Here is a 25,954-nt window from a genome sequence, read left to right on the forward strand (position 1 = left end):
GCTTATGTTATATATGTATTATTTGATTGCGTTGCTCATTATCATGATTGACCAATTTACAAAATGGTTGGTCGTTAAGTATATGACCTTAGGGGAGAGTATACCAATCATTGAAAACTTTCTATACATCACCTCGCACAGAAACCGAGGGGCGGCATGGGGAATTCTTCAGGGACAAATGTGGTTTTTTTACATCGTAACAACCGTGGTTATTATTGGAATTGTCTTTTACATAAGAAAATTCAGTACCGATAAGTTGACGGGGATATCCCTTGGACTTATTCTTGGGGGAGCGATTGGTAATTTTATTGATCGGATTTTCCGCAATGAAGTGGTTGATTTTGTGCATACGTATATATTCTCATACAGTTTTCCTGTCTTTAATGTGGCAGATTCTGCTCTTTGTATAGGAGTTGGATTATTGGTTATTGCTATGTTTATGGAGGAAAAAAGAGCTAAGGAGCTAAAGAATGGATAGTCAAAGACTGATAGTAACAGAAGAACAAAAAGGTGAAAGGCTTGATAAAGTCCTTTCCGTTTTAAATGAAGAATGGTCACGTTCTCAAGTCCAGCAGTGGATAAAAGAAGGGAATATTCTGGTGAATGACAAACAGATAAAGGCAAATTATAAATGTCAGCCTGGTGACTCTATTGAAATCACACCATCAGAGCCAGAGGAACTTGATGTTGTAGCTGAGAACATTCCTCTTGATATTTATTATGAGGATGCGGATGTCATTGTTGTCAATAAACCAAAAGGCATGGTTGTACATCCGGCAGCAGGACATGGATCAGGTACACTTGTAAATGCTTTAATGTACCATTGCAAGGATTTATCAGGGATCAATGGTGTGATGCGTCCAGGTATCGTCCATCGTATCGATAAGGATACTTCAGGATTGCTCATGGTCGCTAAAAATGATTATGCGCATGAGAGACTTGTAAAGCAATTAACTGAAAAAACAGTTACCCGGAAGTATAAGGCACTTGTCCACGGTATCATTCCACATGATGCAGGAACGGTAGATGCGCCGATAGGCCGTGATAAACGAGATCGTCAAAGCATGACAGTAACAGACGATAATTCTAGGCATGCAGTTACACATTTTCATGTACTGGAAAGATTTAAAGACTTTACTTTTATTGAATGTCAGCTTGAAACAGGTCGCACTCATCAAATTCGTGTCCATATGAAATATATTGGTTATCCTCTTGCTGGTGACCCTAAGTATGGACCAAGAAAAACTCCTGATTTAAATGGACAGGCTTTACATGCAGCAGTTCTGGGATTTGTCCATCCTAGAACAGAGGAATATTTGGAATTTGAAGCTCCATTACCAGCATATTTTGTCGATTATTTGGAAACTTTAAGAATTGACTGTTGACAAGGATAACAATCCTAAAGTAATATAGATACAACTGAATAGGGTCCTTTAAATACAGTCCCGTGAGGCTGAAAAGGTACGTGAAAACTAATGGAAGATGTATGTCTTTTTCTATGGTTTATTATATCCTTTTGCCTACACGGCAAAAGGATTTTTTACGTTTTTTAGGAAAGGGACGATGATATGTTAGAGAAAGCAATCTTGCTTGATGAAAAGGCAATCTCAAGAGCGTTAACAAGGATTTCTCATGAAATTATCGAGAAAAATAAGGGTGTGAGTGATTGTGTGTTGATCGGTATTCGTACCCGTGGTATTTTTCTTGCTAAACGTCTGGGAGAAAGAATTCACGAAATTGAAGGAGCGGAAATTCCTGTTGGTGAACTGGATATTACCTTGTACCGGGATGATTTAAGCACAAAGACAAAAAGTGGGGATCCACAGGTAAATGGATCAGATGTATCATTTAGCTTAAAAGATAAGAAAGTCATTCTGGTTGATGATGTTTTATATACTGGCAGAACGGCGAGAGCAGCTCTTGATGCTCTTATAGATATTGGCAGACCGGCTCAAATCCAATTAGCTGTCCTGATCGACAGAGGGCACAGAGAGCTTCCAATCCGAGCTGATTATGTAGGCAAGAATATACCTACTGCAAAAAATGAAAAGATTGTCGTCAAATTAAAAGAAATGGATGATGGTGAACAAGTCTCCATTTTTGAATAAAAAAACCTTTTTAATTCAGTCCTGTGAGGCTGAAAAGGGGAGCATGCGATATTTGCTTATGCAAATAATCATCTCCCTTCGAAACCTATTAATTTCATCAGGGAGGCAATAATTATGACTTCTACAGAAATAGCAAACAATCCTCAAATAAGGTACGATGTCAATGAAAAACCTACTCCGAAGCAATGGTTTATATTAAGCCTGCAGCATTTATTTGCGATGTTTGGTTCAACCATTCTTGTACCGATTCTAACAGGGCTGGATCCTGGAATTGCCCTATTGACAAGCGGTATAGGTACACTGGTTTACATTCTGATCACCAAAGGGCAAATACCTGCTTATCTTGGTTCATCCTTTGCCTTTATCTATCCGATTACTTTACTAAATGAAAGCAGCGGTGTTGGTTCTGCTTTAGTAGGCGGCTTTTTGATTGGACTTGTTTATGCACTCGTTGCTTTATTAGTTAAAAAACTAGGCACTAAAACCATCCTAAACTTTTTACCGCCTGTAGTCGTAGGTCCTATCATTATGGTAATTGGTCTTGGTCTTGCCTCAACAGCAGTCAATATGGCCATGTATGAAAATCCGAATGCAGAAGTGCTTGTTTACAGCACAAAACATATTACGGTTGCCTTAATTACACTTGCCATCACAATCACATGCAGTGTTGTCTTTAAAAACTTTTTTTCACTGATTCCAGTATTAATCGGTATTATTGGTGGTTATATTACCGCCTGCTTCTTTGGAATTGTAGATTTCACTCCGGTAAAAGAAGCAGCCTGGTTCCAGCTTCCAAATTTCACGGTGCCATTCGTAGACTATACACCGGCTTTAACATGGGAAATTATTCTGATCATGATTCCAATTGCCATCGTTCCAATATCAGAACATATTGGCGATCAATTAGTTCTTGGTAAACTTGCTGGACGCAATTTTGTTGAGAAACCGGGTCTACATCGTTCGTTATTTGGCGATGGAGTTTCCATTATGATTGCATCTTGCCTGGGTGGTCCTCCGAATACAACCTATGGAGAAAATATTGGTGTTATGGGTCTTACAAGAGTATTCAGTGTTTATGTAATAGGCGGAGCAGCGGTATTCGCAATCTTGTTCGGATTTATTGGAAAAATTTCAGCCCTTATTCAATCCATTCCATCAGCTGTGATGGGTGGGGTGTCCATTCTTCTGTTCGGCATCATAGCTTCAAGCGGTTTACGGATGTTGATCGACAGCAAAATCGATTTATCTAAAAATAGAAACTTAGTCATATCCTCTGTTATTTTAATCATTGGTGTTGGTGGTGCAATGCTCAAAATTACCGATCATGCCTCCATTTCTGGAATGGCATTGGCCGCCATTGTAGGTGTCATCTTAAATCTTGTACTTCCCGGTAAGGAAACCAGCGAAAGTCAGGGTTGAAAGTAGATCCAACAAGTAAAATACAGGGGTTAGATTAAGTGCGATAATTCCAGTATGCGATATTGGGATGAATCGACTAAATAAACTAAAACCCTGATTCGTAAAAAACGAATTAGGGTTTTTTTTAGAATATGGGAGGCTGATTGATCGTGAAACATTTGCTTACGATGACAGATTTATCGATTGAGGAAATTACAGGCTTGCTATCAGATGCTGAGGCATTTGCCAATGGGGAAACCTGGATGCCTGCAAAAAGACACTTTGTAGCAAATTTATTTTTTGAAGCGAGCACGCGAACTAAAATCAGCTTTGAAATGGCACAGCGAAAGCTTGGGTTGGATGTAATCCCTTTTGAAGTGCAAGCATCAAGTGTATTAAAAGGTGAAACCCTATCCGATACAGTGAAGACATTAGAAGCGATTGGAGTGGAAACCGTAGTAATTCGTCATACAGAAGATAATTATTTTGCAAATTTAATACAAAGTGGTGTATATTTATCCATAATGAATGCTGGTGATGGATGCGGGCATCATCCTACGCAATGTTTATTGGACTTGATGACCATTAAACAGGAATTTCAAACGTTTCGAGGTTTAAAAGTGGCAATCATAGGAGATACCAGGCATAGCCGCGTAGCGCGATCAAATGCGGAAACACTGACCAGATTAGGTGCAAAGGTTGTATTCTCTGGCCCACAAGCTTGGGCGAATCTCTCAGGAAGCAATGTGGCCTATGAACCAATTGATGACGCCATCGAAAACGCAGATGTAGTTATGTTGCTTCGAATCCAGCATGAACGTCATTCAGTGGAAATGCCAATGAGAAAAATGGAATATTTGAACAGTTATGGATTGACGATTGAAAGGGAGAGACGTCTTAGGAGTAATTGTATAATTATGCATCCTGCGCCAGTAAATAGAGGTGTGGAAATTGATGATTCATTAGTTGAATGCGCTCGTTCGCGAATATTTAAACAAATGGCCAACGGAGTATATGTGAGAATGGCTGCTTTAAAAAATAGTATCGAGCAAAGGGGAGGAGCGGCAAATCATGAATACAATTATAAAAAGTGCGCAATTTTTAACTGATGATGGAACACTGGCCACCAAAGATATCTTAATTCAGAGCGGAGTAATCTCCGATATCCAAGATGAATTGCCCAATCAGCAGGCAAACATCATTCATGCTAAAGGATTTTTGCTGGCGCCTGGTTTTATAGATTTGCATGTTCACTTAAGAGAGCCTGGCGGCGAGCATAAAGAAACGATTGAAACAGGGACACAGGCTGCTGCAAAAGGTGGATTTACTACTGTAGCTGCTATGCCGAATACACGACCTGTTCCGGATACTGCCGAACAATTACGTTCGTTAAATAATAGAATTAGAGAAAAGGCGAGCACAAGGGTATTGCCCTATGCCTCAATTACTATCAGGGAGCTTGGAAAGGAATTAACTGATTTTGAATCTCTGAAAAAATCCGGAGCATTTGCCTTTACAGATGACGGCGTCGGCATCCAGTCAGCTGGTATGATGCTTGAAGCTATGAAAAAAGCTGCAAAACTGAATATGGCCATTGTCGCTCACTGTGAGGATAATACATTAATTCAAAGTGGATGTGTGCATGAAGGAATCTATTCGAGAAAACATGAATTACCCGGTATCCCTTCAGTATGTGAAGCGGTCCATATTGCTAGGGATGTATTACTGGCTGAGACAGCAGGGTGCCATTATCATGTTTGTCATATCAGCACGAAGGAGTCTGTAAGAACGGTTCGTGATGCCAAGAAAGCAGGCATTCATGTAACAGCAGAGGTAACCCCCCATCATTTGTTACTGTCCGAAATGGACATTAAGGAGCTGGATCCTAATTTTAAAATGAATCCGCCTTTAAGAGGTGAGGATGACAAAAAAGCATTGCTAGAAGGCCTGTTAGACGGGACGATTGATTTTATCGCTACGGATCATGCTCCCCATTCAGTAGAGGAAAAATCACAAAATATCAGACTTGCGCCGTTTGGCATAGTTGGATTAGAAACAGCCTTTCCGCTGTTGTATACATATTTGGTAAAAAAGGGAGCGATGACCCTGAAACAATTAATTGATTTCTTGACGATTAAACCAGCGCAAGCATTTGAACTTAACTACGGAAAAATAGAAATAGGGATGCCTGCGGATCTCGTCCTGCTTGATTTAGAAGAAGAACAAGTGATTAATCCTGATACCTTCCTTTCCAAAGGAAAAAACACGCCATTTGCTGGCCTGAGCTGTCAAGGATGGCCGGTCATGACGATTGTGGAAGGAAAAGTAGTTTGGCAGAAAGGAAGTCTAACTGAATGAAGAGACAATTGATTTTAGAAGATGGAACAATTTTTATTGGCGAAGCATTTGGAGGAGAAAGCGATAAAATTGGTGAGGTTGTATTTAATACGGGGATGACCGGTTATCAGGAGATTTTATCTGACCCTTCTTATTGCGGTCAAATTATTACGATGACTTATCCTTTAATCGGCAACTATGGAATCAATAGGGATGATTTTGAGTCAATCGCTCCGAGTCTCAGTGGCCTAATTGTAAAAGAAGTGGCTGATTTTCCTTCGAATTGGAGAAGTGATTTTTCTCTTGATGAATACATGAAAATAAAGAATATTCCTGGCATTGCAGGGATTGATACTCGGAAATTGACAAGAATGATTCGTGAAAGAGGTACAGTAAAAGGTGTAATTTGTTCAATAACTAAAGATGCTGAAACGATGCTCCACCAAGTGAAAGCAACTGTGCTGCCTCGTAATCAGGTTCAAAAGGTATCTACAAAAAAAGCGTTTCCCAGTCCAGGACGCGGTTATCGAGTAGTCGTGGTGGATTTCGGAATGAAGCATGGAATATTAAGAGAATTAAATAATCGAGGCTGTGATGTAATCGTTGTTCCTTATAATACTACCTTTGAAGAAATTATGACGCTGCGTCCGGATGGTATCATGCTGACAAATGGACCGGGAGACCCTGAAAATGTTCCGGAAGCGATTGAAATGATAAGAAAAATTATCGGAAAAGTGCCAATGTTCGGTATTTGTCTCGGTCACCAGTTGTTCGCTTTAGCATGTAATGCTGAAACTGAAAAAATGAAATTTGGGCATCGCGGTTCCAATCACCCAGTTAAAGATTTAAAAACAGGTAAAATTGCACTGACCTCGCAAAACCATGGATACACAGTAAAATATGACTCTATTGAACAAACAGACTTGGAAGTTACGCATATTGCATTAAATGATGGAACGATTGAGGGATTAAGACATAAATACTACGATGCTTTCACCGTCCAATATCACCCAGAATCATCGCCTGGCCCGGAGGACGCAAATTATTTATTTGATCAATTCATTAGCATGATTGAGAGATCCAAACTGAAGGAGGCAGTAAAATGAGTAAACGTACAGATATTAAATCCATCCTGGTTATTGGATCCGGACCGATTGTAATCGGCCAGGCAGCAGAATTTGATTATGCGGGTACACAAGCTTGTCTGGCATTAAAAGAAGAAGGGTATCGTGTAGTCCTGGTAAATTCCAACCCGGCTACAATTATGACAGACACGGAAATTGCAGATGCGGTTTATATTGAGCCATTAACGTTAGAGTTTGTCAGTAAAATCATCCGTAAAGAACGCCCTGATGCTTTATTGCCCACACTTGGAGGCCAAACTGGACTAAATCTGGCTGTAGAACTGTCCAATTCTGGAGTGCTCGAGGAATGCAGTGTTGAAATTCTGGGAACAAAGCTATCGGCAATTGAGCAGGCTGAGGACCGTGATCTATTCCGAACCTTAATGAACGAATTGAATGAACCGGTTCCTGACAGCGCAATTATTCATAATCTGGAAGAAGCCGAGGCTTTTGTTCAGACTGTAGGATACCCTGTAATTGTACGACCGGCTTATACACTTGGAGGGACAGGCGGCGGAATCTGTTCAAACGAAGAGGAATTACGCGAGATTGTAGCCGGTGGTCTCAAGAGCAGTCCTGTCACCCAATGCTTGCTGGAAAAAAGCATTGCAGGGTTCAAGGAAATTGAATATGAGGTCATGAGAGATTCGAATGATAATGCAATCGTAGTTTGTAACATGGAAAATATCGATCCTGTCGGAATACATACGGGAGATTCGATTGTAGTGGCACCGAGCCAAACATTGAGTGACCGGGAATACCAATTATTGCGCAATGCGTCGTTGAAAATTATACGTTCTTTAAAAATTGAAGGAGGCTGCAATGTTCAGCTTGCTCTTGATCCAGATAGCTTCAATTACTACATTATCGAGGTTAACCCAAGGGTGAGCCGTTCGTCTGCCCTTGCTTCTAAAGCAACCGGTTATCCTATCGCAAAGCTTGCAGCTAAAATTGCAGTTGGTTTGACACTCGATGAGATGATCAATCCCGTAACCGGAAAAACTTATGCGAGCTTTGAACCGGCACTTGATTATGTCGTAACCAAAATACCACGCTGGCCTTTTGATAAATTTGAGGAAGGGAACAGAACCCTCGGAACGCAAATGAAAGCAACTGGTGAGGTTATGGCAATCGGCAGAACGTTCGAGGAATCTCTATTAAAAGCAATTCGCTCCCTAGAGGTTGGAATCTTGCACTTTGAACTGCCTAAGGCTGAGATGATCACAGATGAAGAGATAGAAAAACAAATTAAAATAGCAACAGACGAACGACTATTTTATATTGCTGAAGGGTTAAAGCGCGGATTAACGATTCAGTTAATCCATGAATGGTCTCGGATTGATTTATTCTTTCTGCATAAATTTGCAAAGATTGTTGAGATGGAAGCTAAACTGTTAGAAGCCCCCTTCCATCCGAGATATACATTAATAGCCAAAAAACTTGGTTTCTCTGATTATATCTTAGCAAAGCTTTGGAAAAGCTCTGAATTGGAAGTGTATCAGTGGCGCATGGACAATCAAATCAAACCGGTATTTAAAATGGTCGATACCTGTGCTGCGGAGTTTGAATCTGAAACACCATATTTTTACTCCACTTATGAGGATGAGAATGAATCAATCGTAACGCCAAAGAGGAGTGTCGTTGTACTTGGTTCCGGACCCATTCGAATCGGGCAGGGAGTTGAGTTTGATTACGCAACTGTTCATTCTGTCTGGGCGATTAAAGAAGCCGGCTATGAAGCGATTATTATAAACAGCAATCCGGAAACGGTCTCAACAGATTTTAGCATTTCAGACAAACTATATTTTGAGCCCTTAACGATTGAAGATGTGATGAATGTCATTGATTTAGAAAAACCAGAAGGGGTTATTGTACAATTTGGCGGTCAGACAGCCATTAATCTTGCCTCAGCCCTTGTAGAAAGAGGAGTTAAGATACTGGGTACGTCTTTAGAGGATGTGGATCGATCTGAAAATCGCGATATGTTTGAGCAAGCCTTAACAGAATTGAATATCCCGCAGCCTAAAGGGAAAACAGCCTTGTCAGTGGAGGAAGCAGTCGAAGTGGCTGATGAGATTGGATACCCTATTTTGGTAAGACCGTCCTATGTTCTTGGTGGAAGGGCAATGGAGATCGTGGATGATCAGGAGGATTTGCTTCATTATATGAAAAATGCCGTGAAGATAAATCCGAAGCATCCTGTATTAATCGATCGTTATTTAACAGGGAAAGAAATTGAAGTAGATGCAATTTCTGATGGTGAAACAGTTGTTATTCCGGGTATCATGGAGCATATTGAACGTGCTGGAGTCCATTCTGGTGATTCTATAGCAGTCTACCCTCCACAGAATCTGTCAGAAAATACGAAAGAAAAAATTATAGATTATACGATTAAACTAGCAAAGGGTTTGAATATAATTGGTCTGTTTAATATCCAATATGTAGTCTCTAATAATGAAGTGTTTGTAATTGAAGTTAATCCCCGTTCAAGCAGGACGGTACCGTTCTTAAGCAAAATCACTAATGTTCCAATGGCGAATTTGGCCACTAAGGTCATTTTGGGACAAAAGCTTAAGGATTATGGTCTTGAAAATGGCCTTGTCCCTGAAAAGGCGGGTGTGTTCGTAAAAGTACCAGTATTTTCATTTGCAAAGCTTCGCCAGGTTGAAATTACGCTCGGACCAGAAATGAAATCAACGGGTGAAGTACTGGGAAAAGACGATACATTGCAAAAGGCTTTGTATAAAGGGTTGATTGCTTCAGGAATTCAAATTAAGCAATATGGAACTGTCCTCTTGACTGTTGCGGATAAGGACAAAGAAGAAGCCGTTTTATTTGCAGAACGTTTCAATGAAATTGGTTATCAAATCATCGCTACCGAGGGTACGGCTCAAGCGTTAGATCAAGCGAATATTCCATGCCAAATTGTTGGCAAAATTGGCAGTGAAGAGCCGAATTTATTGGATATGATTCATAATGGAAAAGCACAGCTGGTGATTAATACGTTAACCAAAGGAAAACAGCCTGAACGTGATGGTTTTAGAATTCGCCGTGAATCGGTTGAAAATGGGATTCCTTGTATGACTTCCTTGGATACGGCCAATGCAATTTTAACAGTACTGGAATCGCTAACGTTTTCGACAACTAAAATGAACCATATGCAAACGGCCAAGGAGGCAATCAGTTTATGATTCAAAAAGAGATGATGACCGTCGTCAGCCATCGAATGATTGCACCGAATATATTTGAAATGACTATGGAGGGGACACTTGTCTCCTCCATGGCAATGCCTGGGCAATTTGTACATATCAAAGTATCGAACGGAATAGATCCTTTGCTGCGCAGGCCAATCAGTATATGTAAAATTGACCCTGAGCAATCTCGTTTTACAATCGTTTACAGAGCGGAAGGGAAAGGAACCAGGATTCTTTCTGAAAAAAAAACAGGGGAAAAAGTCGATGTGCTTGGGCCGCTTGGCAACGGGTTTACGGTTGAGGATGTGAACCCGGGAGGAAAAGCGCTTTTGATAGGCGGAGGAATTGGAATACCACCTTTATTGCAGCTATCAAGAGATTTAACGGCTAAAGGTGTATCTGTGATTCATATTTTGGGCCTCCGTACCGCAGCAGATATTTTTTATGAAAACGAATTTGCTGAGCTTGGGGAGACCATTATCACAACTGAAGACGGGACTTACGGAATAAAAGGCTATGTAACAAATGCTTCAGTTCCAATGGACATTGATGTGGTCTATACATGTGGGCCAACACCAATGCTAAAGGCCGTTAAGGATAAATATAAAGGGAAAAAGGTGTTTATTTCGCTTGAAGAGAGAATGGGCTGCGGAATAGGTGCGTGCTTTGCCTGTGTGTGCCGTACCCCGGGAAATGGATACCGGAAGATATGTATCGATGGCCCGGTATTTCGTTCAGAGGAGGTCGTCATATGAATAATCCATTAAGCATGCAGCTGCCTGGATTAGCGTTGAAAAATCCGATTATGCCGGCGTCTGGTTGTTTCGGCTTTGGCATGGAATACAGTCAGTTTTATGATCTCGATAAGCTGGGTGCCGTCATCATTAAATCAACGACACTTGAACCGCGTATTGGAAATCCGACCCCAAGGGTTGCGGAAACAAATGCAGGGATGCTAAATGCCATTGGACTTCAAAACCCTGGCTTGGAGCATGTGATGAATGAGGAGCTTCCATGGCTTGATACGTACGATGTACCGATTATTGCTAATGTGGCAGGAACCATGATGGAGGATTACGTGGAGACGGCGAAACGGATCAGTACAGCTCCGAATGTGCATGCTCTTGAACTGAATATTTCCTGTCCGAATGTAAAATGCGGAGGTATTCAATTTGGTACCGATCCGTCTGTGGCTAAAGAATTAACTAAAGCGGTAAAAGAAGTATCTTCAGTGCCAGTCTATGTTAAATTGTCTCCGAATGTCAGCGATATAGTATCCATTGCGAAGGCAGTTGAAGATGGTGGTGCTGATGGACTGACGATGATTAATACACTAATAGGAATGCGTATTGATCTCAAAACAGCCCAGCCGATTTTAGCTAATCGGACAGGCGGTTTATCAGGGCCGGCCATTAAACCGGTTGCGATTCGAATGATTCATGATGTTAGCTCGCAGGTTTCGATTCCTATCATTGGCATGGGCGGCATTGAAACAGCAGAGGATGTTATTGAATTCCTTTATGCAGGTGCGAGTGCGGTTGCGGTTGGAACAGCCAATTTTATTAATCCGTTTGTTATGCCTGAGATTATTGACGCTCTGCCAGACCTAATTTTATCACTCGGGTTTGATCATATATCAGAATGTGTTGGAAGGAGCTGGAATAGGAATGCGGAATACACCGGTCATCGCACTTGATTTTCCTAATAGAGAGCTAACCTTGCGATTTTTACATAAATTTAATGAGGAAAAATTGGCTGTTAAAGTAGGTATGGAGCTTTATTACGGAGAAGGTCCTTCTATCATCACTGCAATTAAAGGATTGGGACATGACATTTTTTTGGACTTGAAATTGCACGATATTCCTAATACGGTTGGAAAAGCAATGGAGACAGTGGCAAGACTGGGAGTCGATATGGTTAATGTTCATGCAGCAGGCGGAAGAAAGATGATGGAATATGCGCTTGATGGTCTTGAAAAGGGTACCCCTCCTGGAGAAAAAAGACCGCTATGTATAGCGGTTACGCAATTGACAAGCACAAGTGAAGAGCAGATGCAAAGAGAGCAATTCATTCAGACAACCCTGGCTGAAAGTGTCATTCATTATAGTCAATTAGCAAAAGAATCAGGTCTTGATGGAGTAGTTTGCTCCGTACATGAAGTACAGCAAATTAAAAATCAGGTTGGTCGAAATTTCGTAACAGTTACTCCGGGAATTCGTCTGGCCAGTGATGCAGCAGGAGACCAACAAAGGGTGGCTACACCGTTTATGGCTAGTAGGCAGGGCAGTGATTTTATCGTTGTGGGAAGAAGTATTACAACGGCAGAGAATCCAATAGAGGCCTATTATAAGATAGTTGAAGAATGGGAGAGACCGATATGAAAAGAAAAATAGCAGAGCATTTATTATCTATTCAAGCTGTAGCCTTACAGCCAAGCAATCCATTTACTTGGTCATCAGGTATCAAATCCCCGATTTATTGTGATAATCGATTAACGATGTCTTACCCGGAGGTACGGCGGGATGTAGCGAGAGGCCTAGCTCAATTAATAAAAGAAAAATTTCCTGAAGCTGAGATTATTGCAGGAACAGCTACAGCAGGCATTCCGCATGCTGCCTGGGTAAGTGAACAGCTAGATTTGCCGATGATTTATGTTCGTTCCAGTTCAAAAGGGCATGGAAAAGGAAATCAAATTGAAGGGAAAGCGGAAAAGAATGATAAAGTAGTCATCGTGGAGGATTTGATTTCAACAGGAGGAAGTTCGATCACATGTGCCAAGGCATTACGTGAAGTCGGTTGTGATGTACTAGGGGTTGTATCAATCTTTACATATGAAATGGATAAAGCAAGAATTGCATTTGCTGATAGCGAGGTTCCATACTACTCCTTAAGCGATTATTCAACTCTTATCGAAGTTGCGGAAGAACATCAGTACGTGACAAAGGAGGAGCTGAATAAGCTCCGCAAATGGAAGCAAAACCCTTATGATGAGAGCTGGGTTAACTAAAAACATAAAGAATCAGTGGGATAAAATCTGAAATAGTTGGATTTTATCTCTTTTTATTTGTGTCTGTTAAACTTAGATGTTGATAAATATATAATCTGATTGACCGATTGCTAGAATTAGAGAAAGAGTATGCAGCAAGCTGCCAACAAGAAATATCATAATGAAAAAGACTGAGTGGTTATATTCAGCCTTTTTGTTCGTTCGGTTCTTCGGAATAGTCTCCGATGAGGTAAATTTGCATAAAAGGGGGAATGGAGAATGGCAGAGTTACCCGAAATCTATCAATTAAGTACCCAGATGAATGACTCTCTCTCGGGCAAACAAATCGAACGGGTGGAAATAAAGCAGGAAAAGTGCTGCAATGTTTCGGGGTTGGTATTTTCATCACGAGTAATAGGATCAACGGTTAAAGCGGTTCAAAATAAAGGGAAATGGATCATCGTTTCCCTATCGAATGGAGAAAACATGTTAATTTCGCTCGGGATGGGAGGGGATTTGCTTTATTTTGAACCTATTTCATCCAATCCCGTTCAGGAAAAATATCAATTCCTCATCCAATTTCAAGATGGGACAGGGTTTTCCATCCGATTTTGGTGGTTTGGAAAAGTGTATATCGCCAATGATCAAGAAATCAAAGAAGAAAAAATAATCAAAGCTATTGCCTTCACCCCATTCGATAAGGAATTTACCTATGACTATTTCAGACAGTTGGTTAACGGGAAAAAAGCGGGAATTAAATCCTTCTTGTTGAATCAAAAAAACGTCGGCGGAATCGGCAATATGTATATTCACGATATCTTGTTTGAAAGCGGAATCCATCCTCAGAAGAAAGTATCCGACCTATCGGAAGAAGAGGTCAAAAACCTCTATAACAATATGCAGAAACAATTGCACCATTCTTTATCCAAGGGGAGTTTTTCTCTTGAAAAGGATTTTTACGGACATAACGGTGAGTACTTGACGAGTGATTTTCAAATTGCGTATAAAAAAGGGGAACCTTGCCCTAGATGCGGGGAGACCATTCAATCAATCAAAACAGGAAGCACCACTTCATACATTTGCCCTGCGTGTCAGCGGTTATCAAAGACGGAATGAAATATTCTGTCTTTTTCTTGATCGTATTCATCCAGGGAACATCCGTTTTAGTTAGACAATCCCACTTAAAAATGCTTGGAAATACCAAAAATTGGGTAAGGGTGTGAGTGTGAATGTGAATAAAAAGGAGGAAAGATTATGGGGAGACTGGATGGAAAAGTGGCAATTATCACGGGTGCATCACGAGGAATGGGTTCTGAACACGTTAGAGAGTTTGTCAAAGAAGGAGCTAAAGTAGTGATTACGGATATACTCGAAGCGGAAGGAAGGACGTTATCGAAAGAGCTCGGGGAGAACACACTATTTGTGAAACACGATGTTACCAATCCAGACGATTGGAAACATGTCATAAACCAAGCGGTTGAAGCCTTTGGCCCTGTTACGGTTTTGGTGAATAATGCTGGATATGCTGGTCCTGTGTCTTTGCTGACCGATTTGGCAGATGAAGACTACCTCAAAATCATAAGTATAGACCAACATGGAACATTCTATGGGATGAAAGCGTTAATTCCGCATATGATTGAGGCGGGGGGAGGCTCAATTGTGAATATTTCATCTACCGCAGGATTAAGACATGTCAATGGGACCCCCAATGTGGCGTATACGGCAGCCAAACATGCGGTTAACGGGTTGACGAAAGCAGCAGCCGTAGAATACGCCGACAAGAATATTCGAATCAATGTGATATGTCCAGGGGGTGTATTAACCCCACTGCTAAAAGAAACCTATACGCAAGAACAACTGGATATGTATGCTACATCTCCGATAGGACGATTATCAGACCCACAAGAAATCTCTAAACCAGTCTTGTTTTTAGCCTCTGACGACGCCTCCTATATAACGGGAGCGGAATATGTCGTGGATGGGGGACTATTAGCTAGATAGCTCAATCGGGGACAGGTGAAAATCAACCGACTGGCCGTCTTCAGAGGCTCAAAAAAATATCAGGGAAGATCCCTGATATTTTTTTATTGGCAGTCTTTTTCTCCCCCCACTTTAGCAAGTGTGTATAAGGAGGAAATTTAAGAAGATAACAAAACAGGTTAATATAACTGTGGATATACTTTGATACTGTTCGTAATATGCAGCGAGCGGGAACTGATTTTTTTGTTGGGATACGAACGCCCTGGACACTCAGCAATGATGAAGTATCTTATTTCCTATTTAGAGTAATAACAAAAGAATAATAATATAATAAAAACGCAGCGGAAAATTAAAACCGCTGCGTTTATCTATGCTTTTAAGGATAAAACCACTTCTTCATCCGGGGTAACATAGTAGGTTGTTTGATTATCATAGGTTACAAAGCCTGGTTTTGCTCCAGCTGGTTTTTTGACATGCCTGATTAGTGTAGAGTCTACCGGAACTTGGCTCGACTGCCTGGCTTTACTGAAATAGGCAGCCAGAATGGCGGCTTCTTTTATCGTTTGTTCGGTAGGGTTTGCATCGCGGATGACAACATGGGATCCCGGAATATCCTTCGTATGGAACCAAAGCTGATTTTTAGCCGCTAAGCGATTGGTTAAATATTCATTCTGCTTATTGTTTTTACCTACCAAAATTTCCATGCCATCACTGGACAAATAGGAATCAAGGACAGGTTTTAAATCTTTTTTCTTACCTTGCTTTTTGGTATATCTTTTTTTCACATATCCGCCTTCTTCAAGCTCTTCACGGATTTCCTGCAAATCTCTTGGTGAGGCAGTGTTCATTTGGTGGATTAAATTATCGAGATATTGAATTTCGTCATTTGTTTTTTCGATTTGATCGATTACAAAGGATTTGGCGTTCTTTGCCTTTTGGTATTTAGAAAAATACCATTGAGCATTTTCAGAAGGGGTTTTTCGGACATCGAGCTCAATCAAAAGAGTAGGTTGATTTTCATCATAATAATCAATTACTTCAGCACTCTTCATTCCTTTGTTCAAAGCGTAAATATGACCAGTTATCAGTTCCCCGTATTTCTTGAATATTTCTGCCTTCTCAGAATCCTGCAGAGTCTCTTCTAATTTTATTAGTTTCTTTTCATTTTTTTCTTTTTCATTTGAGAGAATTCTCTCCAGGTCATGCGCTTGCTGCTTGACACGATCCCGATCCGCTTTTTGATAATAAAAGCGATCTAACAATAAGCTTAGCGAAGGAAATTCCTTCTTATCACCTTTCAAATGCTGAAGTGGGATGAGGTAAAAAGCTTCCTTATCTCCTGTAACCAATGTTGGCTGATAATTATGTGATTTTAATTGCTCCATTATTGTATTGAAGCTCTCTGGAACGGTCTCCCTGTTTACAAGTCCAGCCCTGTAGGTTATTTCTTTCGCAAGAAGAGGAGAGATACCAGCAAACTGTGTGACCAATTGTTTATCAATTTTGCCAGCAAAATAATCAATATGTGTCAAGCCTTTATCTATATCTGATAGCGGATTGATTTTATTCTGAGCTGGCGGCAAAACGTAGGAATGACCTGGCAATAATGTCCTGTAGCTGTTTAAAGCAGACGGTACATGCTTGATACAGTCTATAATCATATTTCTTTCTTTATCAACAAGAATAATATTGCTGTGTTTGCCCATTATCTCTATGATTAATAATTTTTGAGTTATGTCGCCGATTTCATTGCGCCCTCTAATCTCAAATTTAATGATTCTTTCCAATTCAGGCTGTTCGATTTTCTCTATAAAATAGCCTTCCAAATGTTTACGAAGCAGCATGCAAAACATGGGTGCTTCTGAAGGGTTATCCGTGTTTTCTTCTGTTAGTTGTACACGAGCATAGCTGGGATGTGCAGACAACAGAAGCTTATGATTGGTTCTGCCTGCGCGAATGACTAGCAGTAATTCATTTCTATAGGGCTGATGAATTTTTGTTATTCGTCCACCAGTTAACGTCTCTGATAATTCTTCGGTCATTGCTCTTGTAAAAAAACCGTCAAAGGACATATATGTGACACCTTCTTTAGTAAGTATTCGAATTATAAATCTCCATTCAAACAAGTATAGCATTTTTTAGGACAACTCTGAATAAACATGTATCAAAGAAAGTTATTCGGATTGTTAAGGAGGTTGTATCCGTCACATGAAACTTGCAGAAATGGACAAAGAAAAGCTACAATCCGCTTTTGGAGTACATACAAAAAAAGGGTTAAGTCATCAGGAAGCAAAAAAAAGGTTAAACCAATACGGAGAAAATGAATTAGCAGAAGGAGAAAAGCAATCTGCTTTAATTCTGTTTTTTCAGCAGTTTAAAGATTTTATGGTCCTTATCCTGCTTGCGGCTACTCTCGTTTCAGGTTTGCTGGGAGAGTATATTGATGCAATTGCCATTATCATGATCGTATTGATTAATGGTTTATTAGGGTTCTTTCAGGAAAGGAAAGCAGAAAAATCGCTGTCGGCTTTAAAGGAAATGGCTGCACCTCAAATGATTGTATTACGTGATGGGTTATGGTCGAAAATTCCGGCTAAAGAATGTGTTCCGGGAGATATAGTAAAGTTTTCAAGTGGCGACCGTATTGGTGCAGATGTGAGGATTTTCCAGCAGTATAATCTTGAAATAGAAGAATCTGCATTGACAGGTGAATCGCTCCCTGTTGCTAAAACGGAAGAACCAAAAAGAGATGGGCAAGACGGAATCGGCGATCAGGTTAATATGGCATTTATGGGAACGATGGTAACACGTGGGTCAGGTGAGGGTATAGTTGTTGCGACAGGAATGAAAACGGCAATGGGCCAAATTGCAGATCTGCTGCAAAATGCCAATACGCAACAGACGCCTTTGCAGCTTCGCCTGGAACAACTGGGAAAGATACTCATTGTTGTTGCATTACTGCTGACTTTATTGGTTGTAGGAATTGGTGTTTTACAAGGAAATAACTTATACACCATGGTTCTTGCGGGAGTATCTTTAGCCGTGGCTGCTATTCCGGAAGGTTTACCGGCTATTGTTACGGTAGCCTTATCCCTGGGAGTCCAGCGAATGATTCGACAGAAAGCAATCGTAAGGAAACTGCCTGCTGTAGAAACATTGGGCTGTGCATCAGTCATTTGTTCTGATAAAACAGGGACGATGACTGAGAATAAGATGATGGTGACTAAGGTTTGGGTTTCAGGGCAGCAGTGGTCAGTGTCTGGGAAGGGGTTTGATCCAACCGGTAAGTTTGAATGTGTGAGCGGTCATCAGGATGATACAGAGCTGAAGCAATTGCTAACCTATGGTATCCTCTGTAACAACTCTGAGCTTAAGCTTAAAAAGAAAAAGTATTATATAGATGGGGATCCGACTGAAGGAGCTATGCTTGTTGCCGCTATGAAGAAGGGAATTGACCGCCAGCTTTTATTCGAAAAGTATAAGATTTTAAAGGAGTTTCCTTTTGAATCAGAACGTAAATTAATGAGTGTATTGGTAAAGGATCATAACGGAAGGCAATTTGTCATTACTAAAGGGGCACCTGATGTTTTACTTGGGAAATGTACAACGGTTATGTCCAATGGAAGAGTGAAGCATATGGATGAGCAACTTCGTGAGTCCATAGGGAATACAACTGAACATATGGCTGAACAAGCATTAAGGACAATTGCGGTTGCCTACAAAAGTGTACCAGCCAATCAAGCAATTCTTGACCAAACGGATGCTGAAAATGAATTGATATTCCTTGGCCTTGAAGGAATGATGGATCCACCGCGTCCAGAAGTAAGGAAAGCGGTGCTGGAATGTCGCGATGCCGGTATTAAAACGGTGATGATAACCGGCGATCACTTAATAACAGCAAAGGCTATCGGTAAACAATTGGAGATATTCCGCGAAGGAGACCGTGTGCTGACCGGTAAAGATTTAGATGCGATGTCTGTGGATGATTTGGAAAATATCGTTGATGAGACGACTGTTTTTGCCCGTGTTTCACCAGAGCATAAATTAAAAATAGTCAGTGCCTTTCAACGAGTAGGACATATAGTGGCTATGACAGGAGACGGAGTGAATGATGCACCTGCTATAAAGGCTGCAGATATTGGAATAGCGATGGGTATATCCGGTACAGATGTGGCCAAAGAAACATCTTCTTTAATTTTATTGGACGATAATTTTGCAACCATAAAATCGGCCATAAGAGAAGGCAGAAATATTTACGAAAATATTCGTAAATTCGTACGCTATTTATTAGCATCAAATGTAGGAGAGATTTTAGTTATGCTATTTGCGATGGTCATGGGATTGCCCTTGCCTTTATTGCCAATCCAGATTTTATGGGTAAACCTGGTTACCGATGGATTGCCGGCTATGGCACTGGGACTCGATCAACCTGAAGAAAATGTGATGAAGCGGGGTCCGCGTCATCCAAAAGAAGGCGTATTCGCTAGGGGATTGGGGTGGAAAATCATATCAAGAGGATTCTTGATTGGTATCGCCACATTGCTTGCGTTTATAACTGTATATAAATCAAACCCTGATAATTTACAATATGCTCAGACCGTAGCCTTTGTAACTTTGGTTCTTGCACAATTAATCCATGTATTTGACTGCAGAAGTGAAAAATCAATCTTTTCAAGAAACCCATTTGGCAATATGTATCTTGTATGGGCAGTCGTATCTTCTTTAATTCTTATGCTGATTGCCTTGTACTATCCACCTTTACAAACCGTTTTCCATACGGTGCCGATTGCCCCTCGTGATTGGCTATTAATTGTCGGAATGGCGTCTATTCCAACTTTTTTATTGGCGGGTACATTTTATGTAAGTAAATCTAAATAAATTGTGATATAATTTTTAAGGTAGTAGAGTGAGCTCTATTACCTTTTTATTTTATATTAGCGTGTATAATGTTACTGATTGGAGCTGGGGCCGGATGATTTTAAGCATGACAGGGTATGGAAGAGCGAAGACAGAAAACGATTCTTTATCCATAACCATTGAGATGAAAAGTGTGAATCATCGTTTTTTTGAATGCAGTATCCGATCACCTCGTCAACTGCTCATGTATGAAGACAGGATTAAAAAGATTATTCAGCAAAAGCTGCATAGAGGTAGAATAGAAGTATTTATCAGCCTTCAGGGTGAAGGAACCGTTAAAAGAACGATGACACCTAATTGGGATTTAATTGACCAATTCATGAATATATCTACTGAATTCAATAATAAGTACAGTGCGTTTGCAGAACCGGAGATGACTGATTTGCTTCATCTCGAACATATTATCTCTATTGATGAGAAGGAAGAAGTTAATGCCGATCTTGAGAAAATGCTGCTTGGTACGGTAGAAAAAGCTGCTTCTCGCTTGTCAAATATGCGGGAAACAGAAGGTGAGTTCCTAAAGAGCGATTTAACTGAGCATATTAAAAAATTTGATGCAGAGGTTGAGGATGTCAGGGAGCGTGCACCGGAAGTTGTTAAGCAATATAGCAGCCGGCTCAAACAAAAGCTTGAAGAAGCAGTTGGAGATATCTTTGATCCAAACAGGCTGTTAACAGAAATAGCTTTATTTACAGATAAAGCAGATATACATGAAGAAGTTTCAAGGTTGAAAAGCCATATTGCACAATTTCTAGAATCATTGGAGGCAAGCGGTCCGATTGGCAGAAAGCTTGATTTTCTCATCCAGGAGATGAATCGGGAAACAAATACAATCGGCTCTAAAGCAAACGATGCAATAATTGCAAGAAAAGTTGTCGAGATGAAAACAATTCTTGAGAAAATGAAGGAACAGGTTCAAAATGTAGAATAATACAGTTTATGATAGTACATACAAGCATACACTAGGTAAGAGGGATGGAGGCTGCTTCAATGTCCATAAAGTTGATTAATATTGGATTTGGGAATATAGTTTCTGCTAATCGCATTGTTACCATTGTAAGTCCTGAATCTGCACCTATTAAAAGGATTATTCAGGATGCCAGGGACAAGGGTTCGCTTATAGATGCTACATATGGAAGAAGAACACGCGCAGTGATTATAACCGATAGTGACCATGTGGTTCTTTCAGCGGTACAGCCGGAGACCGTGGCTGCGAGGTTACATGACCGTGATGAGAGCGTGTTGGAAGGATAGGTGATTGTTTTGGAGGAAAAAGGGTTATTAATAGTTTTATCAGGTCCATCTGGAGTGGGGAAAGGTACAGTCAGAAAGGCGATTTTTTCTCAGCCGGATGTTGATTTTCAATATTCAATTTCAGCAACTTCCAGAAAACCTCGTGAGGGAGAAGTTGATGGGGTGGATTATTTCTTTAAATCAAAGGAACAATTTGAAGATATGATTGCCAATGATGAACTTTTGGAGCATGCTGAATATGTGGGAAATTATTATGGAACACCAATTGAATACGTTCGCCAAACGTTAAATGAAGGCAAGGATGTATTTCTTGAAATAGAAGTACAAGGAGCGCGTCAGGTTCGTGAGAAGTTTCCTGACGGTTTATTTATTTTCCTTGCTCCGCCAAGCCTTAAGGAGCTTGAAAATCGAATCGTAACAAGAGGCACGGAAACAGATGAGTTAATCCGTAACCGAATGAAAGCGGCTCGGGAAGAAATCGAAATGATGAATCTTTACGATTATGTAGTTGAAAATGATCGTGTAGAGCATGCGTGCGAGCGCATCAATGCAATCGTGGTGGCTGAACATCTACGCCGTGAACGAGTAGAAAAAAGATACAAAAAATTATTGGAGGATGATAAATAATATGTTATACCCATCTATTGACTCACTATTGACAAAAATTGATTCTAAATATTCTTTGGTATCCGTTGCAGCTAAACGTGCACGTTATATGCAGGAATCTGGAGAAAGCACAAAAATTGCAAAGCCGGTATCTCATAAATATGTTGGAAAAGCGCTTGAGGAAATCCATTCTGGTGACTTAACGTATCGAGTGGTAACTGAAGGTCGTCAAGACTTTTAATAGGCAATGCTTTCGAAAAAACAACCTTACGATTGATAATAAGGTTGTTTTTTTTTGCTGGCTGATGATATGTTTTCGAATTATAGTAAAACATATTAGTGCAAATTTAATAGATAATATATGATATAAAAGATGTATATAAAGGAATTCTCAAGAATACCAGTTATGGAGTGATTAGATGCTTGATAATAAGAAGATACTTGTTTGTGTAACAGGAGGTATTGCTGTATACAAATCGGCCGCCTTAACAAGTAAACTTGTTCAGGCCGGTGCGCAAGTAAAGGTAATAATGAGTGAATCAGCAACTAAATTCGTGATGCCGTTAACTTTTCAGGCTTTATCCAAAAACGATGTTTATATAGATACATTCGACGAGAAAATCCCTGGTAAAATCGCACATATTGAGCTCGCTGACTGGGCGGATGTCATTCTGGTTGCACCTGCTACAGCCAATATTATAGGGAAATTGGCAAATGGAATTGCCGATGATATGATTTCAACTACCTTGCTGGCAGCAACGGCGCCTGTTATGATTGCCCCGGCTATGAATGTCCATATGTATCACCATAAAGCTGTACAGCGAAATATGGCGCAGCTACGGGAAGATGGCTATTTATTTATGGAGCCTTCAGAAGGCTATTTAGCCTGTGGGTATGTTGGTAAGGGAAGGCTGGAAGAACCCGAAACAATTGTTGCTAATTTAGAAGATTTTTTTGCTGAAGAAAAGAAATCATTAAGTGGCAGAAAAGTCCTGATTACAGCTGGTCCAACTCGTGAACGAATCGACCCGGTACGTTATATATCCAATTTTTCGAGCGGTAAAATGGGATATGCTTTAGCGGAGGTGGCAAGAAGCATGGGAGCTGAGGTTACATTGGTGTCAGGCCCGGTGTCATTGGACGCTCCTGCAGGTGTCAAAGTAATTAAAGTAGAAAGTGCTTCCGAAATGTATGAAGCGGTAATGGATGTAATGGATGAGCAGCATATTATTATTGGTACAGCTGCTGTAGCTGATTATAAACCAGCTGTTTATGAGAATCAAAAGGTGAAGAAACAAGCAGGCGACAGTACGCTTGAACTGACTCGTACAAAAGATATTCTCCGAGAGGTTGGTAAGAGAAAAACAAACCAAATCTTGATAGGTTTTGCAGCTGAAACGAATGATTTGGATGAGTATGCAAAGAAAAAGCTGGTTAAGAAAAATGCTGATATGATTGTCGCTAATAATGTGACCCATGAAGGTGCCGGGTTCGGAACGGATACCAATATTGTTACCTTATATAAAAAGGATGGCAGTTTCAGAGAACTTCCTTTACTAAGTAAAGCTGAAGTTGCCAAAGAAATATTTAAAGAAATAGAATCACTTCAAATAAATGAGGATCACTCTTTATGATAGCAGAAGTAATCGTAGATGTACCGGCCCAGCAAACGGACCGTCCATTCGATTATAAAATCCCGGAAAAATGGGCCGGCATTATTCGTGAGGGAATGCGAGTGACAGTTCCTTTTGGCCCAAGGAAATTGCTTGGCTTCGTCGTAAGACTAAAGGAGCATACAGAAGTAAAGGGCTTAAAATCAATCAGCAGTTTATTGGATATTGAACCAGCGCTAAATAACGAATTGTTGGATGTAGGACATTGGCTCGCGGATGAGACGATGTGTTTTAAAATATCAGCATTCCAGGCAATGCTTCCAGCAGCATTGAAAGCAAAGTATGAAAAACAAATCCGGCTTGCTCCAGGTAAGCAGACAAATGATCTCCCAAAACAAATTCAGTATTTGTTCAGTAAAGCGGAAGCCGTCAGCTGGATTAAGATTCAAAATGAGCAGCTTTTGTCCTGTATAAAGACTGAAATTGACAATGGAAATCTTGAAATTACTGTTCAGGTATCTGATAAAACAAAAATAAAAAAGCAAAAATATATAGCGTCATTGCTAACAAGGAACGAGTTGCTTGAACAATTAGACCACTTAAATGCGAATGCCAGCAATCAGAAAAAACTAGTATCCTATCTGGTAGAACATCCTGGGGAGCAATTGCTGGCAAAAGTGCTGGAAGAAACAAATATTAACAGTTCCTCTGCCATCAAACCTCTTGTTTCAAAAGGAATCGTTCAGATTACTGAGAAAGAGGAATATCGTAATCCTTATGCGGAAGGCCAATTTACAAAGGATCAATGCCTGAAGTTAACAGATAACCAACAGGCAGCTATTAATCCGATTAAGTTAGCTATAAAGGAAAATCGGAATGAAAATTTCCTATTATATGGTGTAACGGGAAGCGGCAAAACAGAAATCTATTTACAATCCATCAAGCAAATCGTAGATAAAGGGAAGGAAGCCATTGTTTTGGTGCCTGAAATTTCTTTAACACCCATGATGGTGACTAGATTTAAGCGACGATTTGGAGATTTGGTAGCTGTATTACATAGCGGCCTGTCTCATGGTGAAAAATATGATGAATGGCGCAAAATACAACGCGGAGAAGTTAAGGTTGTAGTTGGTGCCCGTTCCGCTGTATTTGCACCGTTTACTAATTTAGGTCTGATTATTATTGATGAGGAGCATGAGGGTAGTTATAAACAGGAAGAAACACCTCGTTATCATGCACGCGATGTAGCACTTAAACGGGCGGCCTATCACAATTGTCCGGTTGTCCTCGGCAGTGCTACACCGTCTCTGGAGAGTTTTGCAAGAGCGAAAAAAGGTGTATATACGTTGTTAACATTAAATAGCAGAGTAAACGATCAGGCTTTACCAGCTATTTCAGTCGTTGATATGAGGGATGAAATGAGAGGGGGAAACCGCTCGATGTTCTCCGGCCTATTATTTGAAAAGCTGAAGGATCGTGTAGACAAAGGGGAACAGACTGTTCTCTTGTTAAATAAAAGAGGACATTCATCCTTTGTGATGTGCCGAAACTGCGGACTAGTAGTTACATGTCCAAATTGTGATATATCAATGACATATCATCGTGTTCAAGCGCTTATGAAATGCCATTATTGCGGTCTTGAAGAACGGGTTCCAGAGGTTTGTCCTGACTGCGGCAGTGACCATATCCGTTTTTTTGGTACAGGAACTCAAAAGGTTGAGGAAGAGCTGGGGAAATTGCTGCCGCATGCCAGAGTCATTCGAATGGATGTGGATACAACCAGACGCAAAGGAGCACATGAAGCGTTGCTGAAAAAATTCGAAGATGGACAAGCAGATATTCTTCTTGGTACGCAGATGATTGCCAAAGGCCTCGACTTTCCAAGAGTGACTTTGGTAGGGGTTCTTACTGCAGATACAATGCTGCACTTACCTGACTTCCGCTCATCAGAACGTACCTTTCAGCTACTAACGCAGGTCAGTGGGCGTGCCGGAAGACATGAATTGCCAGGCGAAGTGGTAATTCAAACCTATACTCCTGAACATTACAGCATTCAACTGGCATCAGAGCAGGATTATGACGGTTTCTTTATGAGAGAGATGTTCTTACGGAAACAAAATGACTATCCTCCCTATTATTATATCGCGCTTTTAACAATTTCTCATGAAGATGTGATGAAAACGGTGGAAGCAGCCGAGAAAATAGCAGCATTTATTAAGCGGCAGGTAGGGCCGGAAACGGTTGTATTTGGACCATCTGCTTGCCCAATGTCTCGAATCAACAATAGATATAGGTACCAATGTCTGATAAAATACAAGCGGGAACCTAATCTAAGTACAATTTTAAAAAAATTGAATGAAACATATGGACGTAATGCCACCCAATCAGGGTTACAATTATCGATTGATGTCAATCCGTTCATTATGATGTAAATAGA

22 protein-coding genes are annotated in these 25,954 nt (G+C 40.5%); 21 read left to right on the forward strand and 1 reads right to left on the reverse strand.

Annotated elements, in window-relative coordinates:
* Nucleotides 1-4 precede the first annotated feature (4 nt).
* From lspA to AC4BHA_RS05120, 14 genes are all read left to right on the forward strand, one after another.
* Nucleotides 5-478, forward strand: coding sequence for a signal peptidase II (gene lspA, locus AC4BHA_RS05055; protein WP_066100658.1), 474 nt, complete (start codon nucleotides 5-7; stop codon nucleotides 476-478).
* Nucleotides 471-1,385, forward strand: coding sequence for an RluA family pseudouridine synthase (locus AC4BHA_RS05060; protein ID WP_066100655.1), 915 nt, complete (start codon nucleotides 471-473; stop codon nucleotides 1,383-1,385). The genes lspA and AC4BHA_RS05060 overlap by 8 nt, the downstream gene beginning before the upstream one ends.
* 183 nt (nucleotides 1,386-1,568) lie before the next feature.
* Nucleotides 1,569-2,108 (forward strand): bifunctional pyr operon transcriptional regulator/uracil phosphoribosyltransferase PyrR, encoded by a 540-nt coding sequence (gene pyrR / locus AC4BHA_RS05065; protein WP_066100653.1) that lies wholly within the window; start codon nucleotides 1,569-1,571, stop codon nucleotides 2,106-2,108.
* Between the two features lie 114 nt (nucleotides 2,109-2,222).
* Nucleotides 2,223-3,527 (forward strand): uracil permease, encoded by a 1,305-nt coding sequence (gene uraA, locus AC4BHA_RS05070; RefSeq protein WP_490558240.1) that lies wholly within the window; start codon nucleotides 2,223-2,225, stop codon nucleotides 3,525-3,527.
* A 149-nt stretch (nucleotides 3,528-3,676) separates the two neighbouring features.
* The gene (locus AC4BHA_RS05075; RefSeq protein ID WP_490558241.1) at nucleotides 3,677-4,615 is read left to right on the forward strand and encodes an aspartate carbamoyltransferase catalytic subunit; all 939 of its coding nucleotides are present in this window, start codon (nucleotides 3,677-3,679) and stop codon (nucleotides 4,613-4,615) included.
* The gene (gene pyrC, locus AC4BHA_RS05080; protein WP_490558242.1) at nucleotides 4,578-5,864 is read left to right on the forward strand and encodes a dihydroorotase; all 1,287 of its coding nucleotides are present in this window, start codon (nucleotides 4,578-4,580) and stop codon (nucleotides 5,862-5,864) included. Before AC4BHA_RS05075 ends, pyrC begins: the two co-directional genes overlap by 38 nt.
* Entirely contained in the window at nucleotides 5,861-6,949 is a 1,089-nt protein-coding gene (locus AC4BHA_RS05085; protein WP_140461243.1) for a carbamoyl phosphate synthase small subunit, read from the forward strand. The genes pyrC and AC4BHA_RS05085 overlap by 4 nt, the downstream gene beginning before the upstream one ends.
* Nucleotides 6,946-10,158, forward strand: coding sequence for a carbamoyl-phosphate synthase large subunit (gene carB, locus AC4BHA_RS05090; RefSeq protein WP_490558243.1), 3,213 nt, complete (start codon nucleotides 6,946-6,948; stop codon nucleotides 10,156-10,158). Before AC4BHA_RS05085 ends, carB begins: the two co-directional genes overlap by 4 nt.
* Entirely contained in the window at nucleotides 10,155-10,916 is a 762-nt protein-coding gene (locus AC4BHA_RS05095; protein WP_139891282.1) for a dihydroorotate dehydrogenase electron transfer subunit, read from the forward strand. Before carB ends, AC4BHA_RS05095 begins: the two co-directional genes overlap by 4 nt.
* Nucleotides 10,913-11,857 carry a dihydroorotate dehydrogenase gene (locus AC4BHA_RS05100; RefSeq protein ID WP_139891281.1) on the forward strand — a complete coding sequence of 315 codons (945 nt, stop codon included), beginning with the start codon at nucleotides 10,913-10,915 and terminating at the stop codon, nucleotides 11,855-11,857. The genes AC4BHA_RS05095 and AC4BHA_RS05100 overlap by 4 nt, the downstream gene beginning before the upstream one ends.
* Nucleotides 11,829-12,542, forward strand: coding sequence for an orotidine-5'-phosphate decarboxylase (pyrF, locus tag AC4BHA_RS05105; protein ID WP_139891280.1), 714 nt, complete (start codon nucleotides 11,829-11,831; stop codon nucleotides 12,540-12,542). Before AC4BHA_RS05100 ends, pyrF begins: the two co-directional genes overlap by 29 nt.
* Nucleotides 12,539-13,168, forward strand: coding sequence for an orotate phosphoribosyltransferase (gene pyrE, locus AC4BHA_RS05110; protein WP_139891279.1), 630 nt, complete (start codon nucleotides 12,539-12,541; stop codon nucleotides 13,166-13,168). The genes pyrF and pyrE overlap by 4 nt, the downstream gene beginning before the upstream one ends.
* Nucleotides 13,169-13,426: 258 nt before the next feature.
* Nucleotides 13,427-14,263: an Fpg/Nei family DNA glycosylase gene (locus AC4BHA_RS05115; RefSeq protein WP_139891278.1), complete on the forward strand. Its 837-nt coding sequence runs from the start codon at nucleotides 13,427-13,429 to the stop codon at nucleotides 14,261-14,263.
* Nucleotides 14,264-14,401: 138 nt separating this feature from the next.
* Nucleotides 14,402-15,148 carry an SDR family NAD(P)-dependent oxidoreductase gene (locus AC4BHA_RS05120; RefSeq protein WP_139891277.1) on the forward strand — a complete coding sequence of 249 codons (747 nt, stop codon included), beginning with the start codon at nucleotides 14,402-14,404 and terminating at the stop codon, nucleotides 15,146-15,148.
* A 347-nt stretch (nucleotides 15,149-15,495) separates the two neighbouring features.
* Here AC4BHA_RS05120 and AC4BHA_RS05125 read toward each other — a convergent pair whose 3' ends face one another.
* Entirely contained in the window at nucleotides 15,496-17,199 is a 1,704-nt protein-coding gene (locus AC4BHA_RS05125) for an Rqc2 family fibronectin-binding protein (protein WP_139891276.1), read from the reverse strand.
* Between the two features lie 136 nt (nucleotides 17,200-17,335).
* Here AC4BHA_RS05125 and AC4BHA_RS05130 point away from each other — a divergent pair, with 136 nt between their 5' ends.
* From AC4BHA_RS05130 to priA, 7 genes are all read left to right on the forward strand, one after another.
* Nucleotides 17,336-20,005: a calcium-translocating P-type ATPase, SERCA-type gene (locus tag AC4BHA_RS05130; protein WP_148629555.1), complete on the forward strand. Its 2,670-nt coding sequence runs from the start codon at nucleotides 17,336-17,338 to the stop codon at nucleotides 20,003-20,005.
* A gap of 94 nt (nucleotides 20,006-20,099) precedes the next feature.
* Nucleotides 20,100-20,975, forward strand: a complete 876-nt coding sequence (locus tag AC4BHA_RS05135) for a YicC/YloC family endoribonuclease (protein WP_139891274.1) — start codon at nucleotides 20,100-20,102, stop codon at nucleotides 20,973-20,975.
* A 59-nt stretch (nucleotides 20,976-21,034) separates the two neighbouring features.
* The gene (remA, locus tag AC4BHA_RS05140) at nucleotides 21,035-21,298 is read left to right on the forward strand and encodes an extracellular matrix/biofilm regulator RemA (RefSeq protein WP_066100607.1); all 264 of its coding nucleotides are present in this window, start codon (nucleotides 21,035-21,037) and stop codon (nucleotides 21,296-21,298) included.
* A 9-nt stretch (nucleotides 21,299-21,307) separates the two neighbouring features.
* The gene (gene gmk, locus AC4BHA_RS05145; RefSeq protein ID WP_066102291.1) at nucleotides 21,308-21,925 is read left to right on the forward strand and encodes a guanylate kinase; all 618 of its coding nucleotides are present in this window, start codon (nucleotides 21,308-21,310) and stop codon (nucleotides 21,923-21,925) included.
* 1 nt (nucleotide 21,926) lies between these two features.
* Nucleotides 21,927-22,145: a DNA-directed RNA polymerase subunit omega gene (rpoZ, locus tag AC4BHA_RS05150; RefSeq protein WP_066100606.1), complete on the forward strand. Its 219-nt coding sequence runs from the start codon at nucleotides 21,927-21,929 to the stop codon at nucleotides 22,143-22,145.
* A gap of 178 nt (nucleotides 22,146-22,323) precedes the next feature.
* Nucleotides 22,324-23,538, forward strand: a complete 1,215-nt coding sequence (gene coaBC, locus AC4BHA_RS05155) for a bifunctional phosphopantothenoylcysteine decarboxylase/phosphopantothenate--cysteine ligase CoaBC (protein WP_490551829.1) — start codon at nucleotides 22,324-22,326, stop codon at nucleotides 23,536-23,538.
* Nucleotides 23,535-25,949 carry a primosomal protein N' gene (gene priA, locus AC4BHA_RS05160; RefSeq protein ID WP_490558244.1) on the forward strand — a complete coding sequence of 805 codons (2,415 nt, stop codon included), beginning with the start codon at nucleotides 23,535-23,537 and terminating at the stop codon, nucleotides 25,947-25,949. Before coaBC ends, priA begins: the two co-directional genes overlap by 4 nt.
* The last annotated feature ends 5 nt before the right edge of the window (nucleotides 25,950-25,954 follow it).

The organism is Pradoshia sp. Z3_51 (assembly GCF_058215915.1).